Source organism: Alteromonas sp. S005 (assembly GCF_036864475.1).
In the GTDB taxonomy this organism is placed as follows: Bacteria; Pseudomonadota; Gammaproteobacteria; order Enterobacterales; family Alteromonadaceae; genus Alteromonas.
Window position 1 is genome coordinate 124,085 of the sequence record NZ_JAZETN010000011.1, and the last position, 10,427, is coordinate 134,511.

At 43.3% G+C, this 10,427-nt stretch carries 10 protein-coding genes; 5 read left to right on the forward strand and 5 right to left on the reverse strand.

Annotated features, from left to right (window positions below; translation table 11 throughout):
- Positions 1-11: 11 nt before the first annotated feature.
- The 3 genes from V7R55_RS13620 to V7R55_RS13630 all read right to left on the reverse strand — a co-directional run bounded on the left by V7R55_RS13620 (position 12) and on the right by V7R55_RS13630 (position 2,126).
- The gene (locus tag V7R55_RS13620; RefSeq protein ID WP_334059932.1) at positions 12-1,418 is read right to left on the reverse strand and encodes a mannose-1-phosphate guanylyltransferase/mannose-6-phosphate isomerase; all 1,407 of its coding nucleotides are present in this window, start codon (positions 1,416-1,418) and stop codon (positions 12-14) included.
- Between the two features lie 91 nt (positions 1,419-1,509).
- Entirely contained in the window at positions 1,510-1,896 is a 387-nt protein-coding gene (locus V7R55_RS13625) for a type II toxin-antitoxin system VapC family toxin (RefSeq protein ID WP_334059933.1), read from the reverse strand.
- Positions 1,896-2,126 carry a type II toxin-antitoxin system Phd/YefM family antitoxin gene (locus V7R55_RS13630; RefSeq protein WP_334059934.1) on the reverse strand — a complete coding sequence of 77 codons (231 nt, stop codon included), beginning with the start codon at positions 2,124-2,126 and terminating at the stop codon, positions 1,896-1,898. The genes V7R55_RS13625 and V7R55_RS13630 overlap by 1 nt, the downstream gene beginning before the upstream one ends.
- A gap of 440 nt (positions 2,127-2,566) precedes the next feature.
- Here V7R55_RS13630 and V7R55_RS13635 point away from each other — a divergent pair, with 440 nt between their 5' ends.
- Both V7R55_RS13635 and V7R55_RS13640 read left to right on the forward strand, forming a co-directional pair.
- On the forward strand, positions 2,567-3,241 hold the full coding sequence (locus tag V7R55_RS13635; RefSeq protein ID WP_334059935.1) for a YkgJ family cysteine cluster protein: 675 nt from the start codon (positions 2,567-2,569) through the stop codon (positions 3,239-3,241).
- Between the two features lie 173 nt (positions 3,242-3,414).
- Positions 3,415-3,594, forward strand: a complete 180-nt coding sequence (locus tag V7R55_RS13640) for a hypothetical protein (protein ID WP_334059936.1) — start codon at positions 3,415-3,417, stop codon at positions 3,592-3,594.
- Between the two features lies 1 nt (position 3,595).
- Here the strand turns inward: V7R55_RS13640 and V7R55_RS13645 are convergent, their stop codons facing one another.
- Positions 3,596-4,489, reverse strand: coding sequence for a LysR family transcriptional regulator (locus V7R55_RS13645; protein WP_334059937.1), 894 nt, complete (start codon positions 4,487-4,489; stop codon positions 3,596-3,598).
- A gap of 201 nt (positions 4,490-4,690) precedes the next feature.
- On the opposite strand from V7R55_RS13645, the gene V7R55_RS13650 reads away from it, so the two are divergent.
- Genes V7R55_RS13650 through V7R55_RS13660 form a run of 3 tightly spaced genes read left to right on the forward strand, consistent with a single transcriptional unit; the run spans position 4,691 to position 8,901 of the window.
- Entirely contained in the window at positions 4,691-6,400 is a 1,710-nt protein-coding gene (locus V7R55_RS13650; RefSeq protein WP_334059938.1) for an ABC transporter ATP-binding protein, read from the forward strand.
- Positions 6,401-7,453, forward strand: a complete 1,053-nt coding sequence (locus tag V7R55_RS13655; RefSeq protein ID WP_334059939.1) for an HlyD family secretion protein — start codon at positions 6,401-6,403, stop codon at positions 7,451-7,453. It begins immediately after the preceding gene.
- A complete protein-coding gene (locus tag V7R55_RS13660; protein WP_334059940.1) occupies positions 7,447-8,901 on the forward strand; it encodes a TolC family protein in 1,455 nt (484 codons plus the stop codon). The genes V7R55_RS13655 and V7R55_RS13660 overlap by 7 nt, the downstream gene beginning before the upstream one ends.
- Before the next feature lie 193 nt (positions 8,902-9,094).
- Here the strand turns inward: V7R55_RS13660 and V7R55_RS13665 are convergent, their stop codons facing one another.
- The gene (locus V7R55_RS13665; RefSeq protein WP_334059941.1) at positions 9,095-9,904 is read right to left on the reverse strand and encodes a hypothetical protein; all 810 of its coding nucleotides are present in this window, start codon (positions 9,902-9,904) and stop codon (positions 9,095-9,097) included.
- Positions 9,905-10,427: the final 523 nt, after the last annotated feature.

Here is a 10,427-nt window from a genome sequence, read left to right on the forward strand (position 1 = left end):
AAACTGTGCGTTTATTTATTAGAACGCCCATACCTATCAGAAAAACGAACAATATCGTCTTCTCCAAGGTAAGCTCCTGACTGTACTTCGATTAGTTCTAGTGGAATCTTTCCGGGGTTTTCTAGTGCATGAACAGCACCAATCGGTATATAAACCGACTCATTTTCGGTAAGCATTTGCGTTTCATCACCTATTGTCACGTTAGCAGTGCCTGATACTACCACCCAATGTTCTGCCCTGTGATGATGCATTTGAACAGATAGCTTTTCGCCAGGCTTTACGGTGATGCGCTTAACTTTAAATCGCCCGCCATTGTCGATTGAATCGTAACTTCCCCAAGGTCTAAATACTTCGCGGTGAAATTCAAACTCAGGGCGCTTTTCAGCTTTCAGCTTGTTGACCACTGTTTTTATATGTTCGGCATCTTTCTTATTTGCCACCATTACGGCATCTTTTGTTTCGACAACAACGACATCTTCTAATCCAATAACCGCAACTAAACTGTGCTCTGCATTTATGTAGCTGTTTCTGGTGCCTTCTAACAGCGTATCGCCAGTAGTTACATTGCCGTTTTCATCCTTGTCACCGGTTTCCCATAATGATGACCAACTGCCTACATCGGACCAACCCGCATCAAGTGTTACCATGGCGGCTTCTGATGTTTTTTCCATTACTGCGTAGTCGATAGAGTCACTTGGACATGAAGCAAAGATTTCTTCGTCTATTCGAACAAAATCGAGATCTTTTTCAGTTTTTTCGATAGCTTTTTTACAGGTTGTGTATATATCTGGGGCATGAGCTTCAAGTGCTTTTAAGAAGGCACTCGCCTTAAACATGAACATACCGCTATTCCAGAAATACTCGCCTGAGTTAACGTATTCGGTTGCGGTAGGCATATCAGGTTTTTCGACAAACTCACTCACATCGAAGCCAATATTTAGTTTGTTGCCAGCTTTAATATATCCATAGCCTGTATGAGGTTGAGTAGGAACAATACCGAATGTAACTAACTTACCTAGTTCAGCTAAAGCCTGAGCTTCTTTTATCTTCGACTGAAATGTATCGCTATCTTGAATTAAGTGATCAGCCGCCAAAACAAGAAGAACGGGATCTTCGCCTCCTTCCATAGCTTGAAATGCTGCCAGTGCTATAGCAGGAGCTGTATTTCTTCCCACAGGCTCTAAGAGTATATCGCTGTCATCAACGTTAATTTGACGCATTTGCTCAGCAACTAGAAAGCGGTGCTCCTCGTTACAAATTATAGATGGTGGTAATGATTCGATTCCATTAAGTCGAAGCATAGTGTCTTGAATCATAGTTTTGTCAGAAGTAAGTGACAAAAATTGTTTAGGTAAAGCTGCACGTGACTTTGGCCATAAGCGGCTTCCAGTACCGCCTGCAAGAATAACTGGCTTCATTAGCGTTCCTTGATTTAATAGTAATATTTCTTTGTTTAGTATACTGAGTTATGAGAAAGATAAAAACGGTGCAGCACAACAATCACAACCATCACTTTAAAGCATTAATCAATCTAACCCCGTAAGCGGGAAAGTGTTCGTCCTTCGTTAAGATTTGCAGTCCTTCAGCTTGAGCTTGGGCAATCAGCATTCTGTCAAATGGATCGCGGTGGTGCATTGGCAGTCTGCCCGCTTGCTGGCCGTGAAATAAATTGATAGGTAAGGCGCTAAAACCTAACTCTTCGATAAGCGACTCAATATCGTCTGGTATCCTAAGTTTTCCCAGCTGCTGCTTTATCGACATTTCCCAAACAGACGCAGCGCTGATATAAATATCGTTTTCAGTATTTAAGATATGCTTCTGAGCACTAAGACCTAATTGCTCATCTCCATTCATCCACCAAATTAAAACGTGGGTATCCAACAAGATTCTTTTCATTACAAACCGAACATATTTGCTATCTCTTCGTTAACCTCTTTCGAGTCGAAGTCTTCTGTTGCATGAACTTGACCTTTGAACTGCCCAAAAGTGCGTTTCTTTTCTGTTTTAAAAGGCACTAGCTTCACAGCTGGCTTTCCCGACTTGGCGATAACAACTTCTTCACCGGCCTCAGCCCGTTCGACAAGTTGGGATAACTTACTTTTTGCTTCATGCATATTAGCTTGCATTCAAAACTCCTTATGGACTTAGCTAGACTTAGCTAATATGGTAGTTTAAAAAAACAGCAGTTGCAACGGTGGCTTTAACTCATATGCATTTTAACGCTTGCGGCATAAAAATTTGATACTGAGTTAAACTAAATACCTATCGCTTCGATAATACTGATTTTTTTATCATTAAAAACCACTCACAAAAAACTTCCCAAAACCCAAAATTCAAAATAAAATCCGCGCCAATTCAACCCCTGCCATCAAGCCTCAAGCTTACTCACACCCGGCGGGGAAGAAGCATGCTTTAAATTATGGGGTCAGAGTACTTTTCTGCCTCCAATGCTATCTGTTCACTGGTTACCGAAACCAGTAAACAAAGTGTTGAGTTCATGCTACCTACCATATTGCCCAGCGTGAACTTCGTTCCGTTTTAGTTTGCTTTTATTAGCGGAGTCGTTATGAATAGGCTGCGTGAGCTTTCCAGCCAAGTGATGGATGTTTACCAATCACTCTCTCAAGAATTTAGTGCGTTTCAATCTAGTCAGTCTTTAAACTGTGTAGAAAAATGCGGCGCATGCTGTAATAAACCCGATATTGAAGTATCGCCTTTAGAAATGCTGCCATATGCCTTGCATCTGTATGACATAGGGCAAGCCGAACAAGTACTCGATGAGTTTCAGAGTGATAGCGGTTTTGTATGCAAGCAATATCAGCGTTTAAGTCTAGATGGTTCAGAAGGTTACTGCGGTATTTATGAGTACCGCCCAGGTCTTTGCCGTATGTTTGGTGCTGCGGGTTATAAAACAAAGTCGGGAGAAGCCACGCTTTCGGTTTGCAAAACTATTAAGCAAGCTGTGCCTGATAAGTATGCTGCTGCACTAATTGCTATCCAGCCGCAGCGCGCAGACGCATCGAAGCAGCCATTGCTAGAGGATATAGCTGCGAATAGCGCTATTCATTCTATCTCGGTAAAGCCGCCTATGATCGCAGAGGGAAGACAAAGGATTGCACAGATAGACTATGAACTAGGCGAAAAGCTAATGCCCATAAACGACGCGCTTCGCTTTATGTTGGAAAAGATACTCATGCTAAGTTTCTATGCGCAAGATATTAATGATGGCGTTGCAGCCTAATCAACCGAAGGGCAGAGTGGTTAATCTGTCCTTCTTGTCAAAGCGTGTTCTGTATACCCCCAATGTTATTCCTCACGATACAAAATGCGATGAAGAGATACCCAAGTTTAAAGGCAGATAAACAGCGAATGTCATATTATCTACAATATATTGGGGAATAGGATGTCTTCGAAATGGTTAGAAATGTTGTTGATCGTGAGTGCTTCGAGATGGTCGAGACGCTTGCCGAAAATGCATACATCGGTCGCGGACGTTTCGACTGGTCGAAAGTTAAAGTGGAAGCCCATCGATTGCTCGATGAGCGCTTCGGCGAATCACAAGTCGAACTTTGTGTGGAAAAATGTAAAGGCTAAACTACTTGCTAAAGAGCTCTTGTGCTGAGCTAATAATATGCTCACTCAGCGTGTACTCTGCGCGGCTTTTACCTGTGATTGCATAGTAACGTTCACTTAAAGCCTCTGCTTTGCCAATACAATGTACATTGTATTGTTTTTCCACATGCTCGGTTATCGCCGAGGGGGCGCAAAATACACCAAAGTTCTCGCTACCAAATAATTTTAATAGGGCACTATCGTCGAATTCTGCCACAATTTTTGGGTACAGTTGCTCCGTTGCTAGCCAGCTTGATAGGGCGTGTCTTATACCCGAGGTGTTACCCTGTATTAAAAGTGGCATGTGGTTTAAGCATTCAGGAAAGCGTTGACTGGCAGAGAGCGGTTGCTTGGCAAAAAAGCTTAGCGAACTTTCACCAAGGAAGTAGCTGTTAGCATTTACTTGGGTGCCCGGAGCAATTCCTCTGTCTGCAACAATAAAGTCGATGGCATTTATGGCCAGTTCTTTTAGTAAGCCATCAAAACTATCTTCTTTTACAACATACTTCACCTGCGAGAACTCGCGCATAGTGTCGTGCACAAAGTCATAAAAAAGCACTTTTGGTATTCCATTTGTAATACCTATTACGAATTCCTTCGTATTCACTTCGTCGCTATTGTTAAGTATTTCAGCCAGTTGGTTACCCTTGTGAAATATTTCGGTGGCATACTGATAGCCAACTTTACCCCGTGCGTTGAGGTACAGCCGCTTGTTTATTCTGTCGAATAGTGAATAACCAAGCTGACTTTCAAACGTGCTTAGTTGCCCGCTTACCGTTTGCGGGGTAACGTGGAGTAATTTAGCGGCTTTGGCTATGCTACCTTCGCGTGCGACTAGATAAAAATAATACAAATGATGGTAGTTTAGGTGATGCATATTTTAGCAGCCTGTTAAACGGGCGGAGAAATGTACTCTGACCCCAGTATTTACAAACGCAATTATTTTCGATGAACTATTAAGAATATAACAGATTTATTCTAACTCGCCATTGGAATAGACTATAAACGTTGTTGCATAAACTATTTAAAACAACGCATAACTAACTTTCTCAGCTAGCGGTATATTGAAGACATAACTATGGCTAAACCAATAGATTTACGTAAAACGCGAAAAACTCTGTTTTCGTTACTTAAACCAGAGGCTGGCTTTTTTTGGGTTGCTATCGCTTATGGCGTTGCAATAAGTTTGATGACACTGGCAGTACCTATAGCGGTACAAACGCTTATTAACAGCATTGCCAATATTGGCTCAACTCGAGCGGTTATCATTCTCGCCGTTATTTTGTTTCTTACCTTATTAATATCAGGTGTATTCAGCGCCCTCCGTATGCGCGTGATGGAGTTTTACGAGCGCAAGGTATATGCGCGGCTTACTGCAGATTTAGGGCTGAAAACCATTCTTGCTCCGCACAGCTTTTTTGAAGGTCGACAAAACGTCAGCATTACACAGCGCTACTTCGACATAATGACTTTTCAAAAGAATATGCCGTCTTTAATGATCGATGGTTTCGCGCTTGTACTACAGATGCTGGTGGGCTTTACGTTGGTTTCATTTTACCACCCCGCACTTTTCGCCTTTAACGTAGTACTACTACTCACTATGTATGCCGTGTGGAAGATTTGGGGGCGGGGCGCTAAGCGCACGGCCATAGAGCTTTCTCACGCTAAGTATGATTCGGCAAAATGGCTGCACGACATTGCGACCGCTCACGAATTTTTCAAATCGGCGGATCACGTGGAATATGCTGGTCGCAGCACTGAAGGTTACATTAATACCTATGTTAAAAAGCACAAAAGTCACTTTAACTACACTTTTGCGCAGGTGGTGATGTTCCTACTAATGTATGCGGTGGCAAGTGCGTCGCTACTTGGTATTGGCGGTGTGCTTGTTGTACAGGGCGAACTGTCTATTGGCCAGCTTGTTGCTGCCGAGCTGGTTATGTCTGCCGTATTTTTTGGCTTATCCCGCTTTACTCAGTACTTGAAGCTTTATTACGAATTATACGGTGCTGCCGAAAAGCTAGGTGGTGCTCTAGCGATGCCGCAGGAAGAGTTAAATGCTTCAGAGCACATCCCCACATCGTCTAAGTTAGTGTTTAACAATGTAGAGCTTAAACATGGCAATGATACCTGCCATTTAAACGTTATTTTTGAGCCAGGAACGAAATACTTCGTGACTACTGATAAGAGCTGGGTTCAAAAGCAGTTACTGGGGCTTGTAAAACAATACGATCGCGTGAAGTCAGGCGATATATTATTAGGTGAATTTAGCCTAAACGATTATGACACCCATGAGTTAAGGCAGGCGGTAACTATTCTAGATCGCTCCCTGATTATAGAAGTGTCTATAGAGCGCTATTTGAAACTGGCTCATCCTGAGGCAAGCATAGCCGATATTCGCGCAGCCCTTGAAGAAGTTGAAATGATGAAAGTCATTGATAGCTTACCAGAAGGTTTGCAAACCAAAGTGTCGGTATTAGGTGCGCCTTTACAGCCGCTAGAGTTCTTGCTGCTTAAACTGGCCGCCGCCATTATTGGGCAACCCAAGCTTCTTATATTGAACCAACACTTCGATGCCATTCCGGTAGAGTTACGAACTCGATTATTAAGGCGCCTAAGCAAATACGATTTCACCGTGATGTATTTTACCAATATGCCACTACAGAATTGTTTTGAAGGTGTGCTACATCTTCATGACAATGCTACGGCCATGCTAAACGAATATACTAACGGAGAATCACCCATTAGTGGCGATTTCGAAAGTACGAACAATAAGGAGGGTGAGTAAGTGAATAACGCAGAACGTCGCTTTTTAGACAACATTACATCACTGCCTTCTCTGAAAGTACCTAAGCTACACCGCGTTATCACCGGCATAATCATATTCTTAGTGCTTGCCGCCGGTTTAATTCTGTACTTTACTCCTTGGGTTCAAACTGCCTATGGTACAGGTATGGTTGACTCGCTCGACCCTAAAGACAGAACTCAACCTATTAATGCGCTTGTCGATGGGCAGGTTAAACAGTGGCATGTAAAGGAAGGGCAGCAGGTAAAAGCGGGCGAGCCCATCGTTACGCTTATTGATATTGATGCCCAACGTCTTGAAAAGCTTCAGTCTCAGCTTTCGGCTGCGAACTTGAAAAACCAAGCTAATGAAACTGCGGTTAGAAATGCCGAAAATAACTTGGCGCGCCAAAAGTCATTGCAAGAGCAGGGCTTGGTGTCTCGTAAAGAGGTTGAACAAGCCGAGATTAAAGTACAGGAGCTAAGAGCGAAAGCTGCTGCGTCGGTATCTGAAATAAACGAAGTAAGTATGACGCTCTCTCGTCAATCTACCCAAACCAAGTTTGCGCCAGTAGACGGTACAGTGGTGCGTTTGCTGTCGGGTGGCGTGTCTACCTTTGTGAAATCTGGCGATATCTTAGGTCAGTTCATTCCTGCTGATGCCAAGCGCAGTGTGCGGGTAACGGTAAGAGGGCTAGACGCACCATTGGTGAAGCCTGGTGCAAAAGCGCGATTGCAGTTTGAGGGTTGGCCAGTTTTCCAGTTTAGCGGGTGGCCGGGAAGTGCAATAGGAACCTTCGGCGGTGAAGTTGTATATGTAGAGCCAGTAGCCAATGCTACCGGCGACTTTAATGTTTGGATCAGGCCTGACGAGTCAGACATCCCGTGGCCAGCAGAAAGCTCAGCGCGATTAGGCAGCCGAGTGAAAGCATGGGTGTTGCTAGAAGAAGTACGTTTAGGTTATGAAATGTGGCGCCAGTTAAATAACTTCCCTCCATTACCTACACAGCAGTCGTCATCAGGTGGAGCAAAAGGTTCGGGAGCATCAATATGGTAATGCGCAGATTGTTTTTTACGGCAATTGCATTAGCTACTTATATAGGTGGAAGTATACCTGGCCCATTCGCGCAGACGCAATATACTAACCAAGTGCAAACTCAACAGGGGAGACAGGCGCCAACTATCGAAGCGTTAGTTGATAGTATGGTGAACTATCACCCTTACGTGCAGGCTATTAACGAAGGAAATTACCAAGCTGCCGCTGAACTTGAGATTGCACGAAGCAGCTTCGACCCCTTTATTGAGCAGAAAACAAAGAGCCGAGTGTCAGGTTACTACGATGGGACAAATCTCACTCAGCGTTTCACTAACCCAGTTGAAGATTTTAATGCGTCTGTATTTGGTGAGTATCGAATTGCAGCGGGTGACTTTCCTAGCTATGAAGGGTACTACGATACGCTGTCTGCTGGCGAGGCGAGTGTAGGTGTTGCCATGTCGCTTTTGCAAAATCGTGAGATAGATAAACGCAGAACTGAATTGCGCAACGCTGGGCTGGCTACATCGCAATGGCAGGCACTAGCGACGAGCCTTATAAATGACTTTGTCTATAAAGGCGTAAGTGAATACATTGCATGGTACGAGAGTGCGTTACAAATTCAAGCCGTTACCGAATTACTCAATACGGCGTCTGAACGTGAAAAAGCCTTGGTTACTCGGGTAGAGAAGGGCGACTTAGCCAGTATTGTGCTTACCGAGTTTAAAGCCAACCTGCTTCAACAGCGCTTAACCTTAGCCGAACTTAAACAAAAGCGAGACATGCACGCGCAAATGCTGTCTTTTTACTGGCGCTCGCCAAATGGCGATATGTTGGCAATTAACAGTGACCAGCCACCTAACGACTTAAGCTGGCCATTTTGGATTGGCAACAGCCAATTGGTTACGCTTCGCAATGCTCTTCGCAGTCATCCTGAACTGGACGTAATGAAGTTAGAACAGCAGGTGGTAGAAAATAAGGTAGCACTTGCTGACAATGCGTTACTTCCCAAGCTAGATCTCACTGCCTCTATAGCCAGAGACGTGGGGGCTGGCTCTGAAACATTGGAAGGCACAGAAACCAAAGTGGGATTATCGTTCTCTTACCCGCTGGGCAACAGAAAGGCAAAAGCAGAGCGCGCACAATTACAGTCAAAGCAAAGAGAGCTTGCACATAAGCTTACATCCACTCAACAAGCAATTATACAGCGCTTTGAACAAGCGTTAATTTACTGGGCGCAAGCGAAGGATATTGTGTCGCTTCAAAGCGAAAATGCTGCGTTAGCAAACACCTTGTCGAAGGTAGAGAAAACGCGCTTTGATGCAGGAGACAGCGATATGTTCGTATTAAACGCGCGAGCGCAAAATGAGATTAAAGCCAAGATCAAAGAGATCAAAGCCAAGGTCGACCTATTAAAATCCGAGCTTATGCTATATAAAGAAGCGGCAATGCTTCACTCCTTCGACGAATGACTTTGTAGAATCCAGTTATCGCAATTTCAATATGGGCGATGTTAAAGTGCTGAAAAGATTAAAAGTACGGTGTGCTGTTACCCTACGACAAACCTTAGAGCAATTGAAGTTACATACGAAGCCAAAAACCAAAACGGCGTATTGATTCACTCAATACGCCGTTTTGGTAAAGCATTATTTATGAATTAAGGCACTAATTGTTTAGCGCACTTATTACATCGTCTTCGCTCAATCCCGCTGACATTGCATATTCTTTTAACTTATCTTCAGACACACCTGCATGTTGAGCGGTGTTTAAGATACGAATAACGTGTTCACGCTGCTGCGATGACTCTCGTACCGCTGTTTCAACTACTGTTTCCGCTTCGTTAGGGAATACAGCTAAAAGCGCATCTACTACATATTCTCCAACAAAAGGAACAGCGTTTAAGGCGCTTGTCATGATATCGACAATTTTGTTCGGATGTTCTTGCGATAATGTCTGAACAATACTATCAGCCGCATCTGGTTGCGTTAATACGGCAACACGTACAATCTCATCTAATTCTTCAGGCGTAGAAACTGCCGCAGCTTGCACTACGAAATCCACGTAAGTCGGTTCTGCTTTTATAGCCAGCTGTACAATGTTAGGGCAGCTGCTAACTTCTTTCTCAATAGCTAACTGAACAATTTCTTCTGTTGAGGCGGGCTGTGCAGAAATAGCCGCAAATATTATTTCTCTGTACTTATCTGGGTAGGTATCTAACGCAATGTCTACAATAGATACGATTTCTTGAGGATAGTGACCCGCAATCGAGCTTATTGCTCTGCCTACCGACATGGTTTGTTTTACCTGCCTCTTTAGAAAGGCAGTTTGAAAGCGGTTTGGCTCTTCAGCGGTTTCAACACTTGTCGAAACAGAAGGCTGAATAACTTCACTCGAAGACGCATCTTGTGCCATTGCTACAAAACTAACATGAGAGGCTAGTACTGCAGATGATAGCAATGAAAGAGTTCGTAACATAAACCCACCTTTATAATTATTGCGTAGTCAATTTATGACACCACCAATATTAATACATTTATAAAAAACGCAAAGCGTACATCGTTTACGCTTATATACATTCTTATACGTATTCCCTTACGCTGGCTTCAATATCATTAACTAATACCAAGCACTAATATAATAACGGCAGTATCTACTACTACTTTAAGAACGACTACTTTATAGGATCTGAATCCCCATCCTATTAGTAATTAGTCCATATTGTCTACTAATTATCACATTTGAATGAAAAATAGACGGTTAGTTCACTTTTTTCATCTTTTTTAAAATAAGTGTTGACGTGAGCGCTCATTTCCCTAAAATGCGCATCCGCTTCGGGGGAAAAGCAAAACAGCAAGCCTCCTGAAGTAAGTCTCTACTACCTGTATAGGCCAGTAAAGACGGGAGTTTAGAAGAAACGCTTCAGAAAATAAATTTTCAAAAAGTGTTGACAACGAAAACTTCCAGCGTATAATGCGCACCTCACTCGAACAGGGTGAGC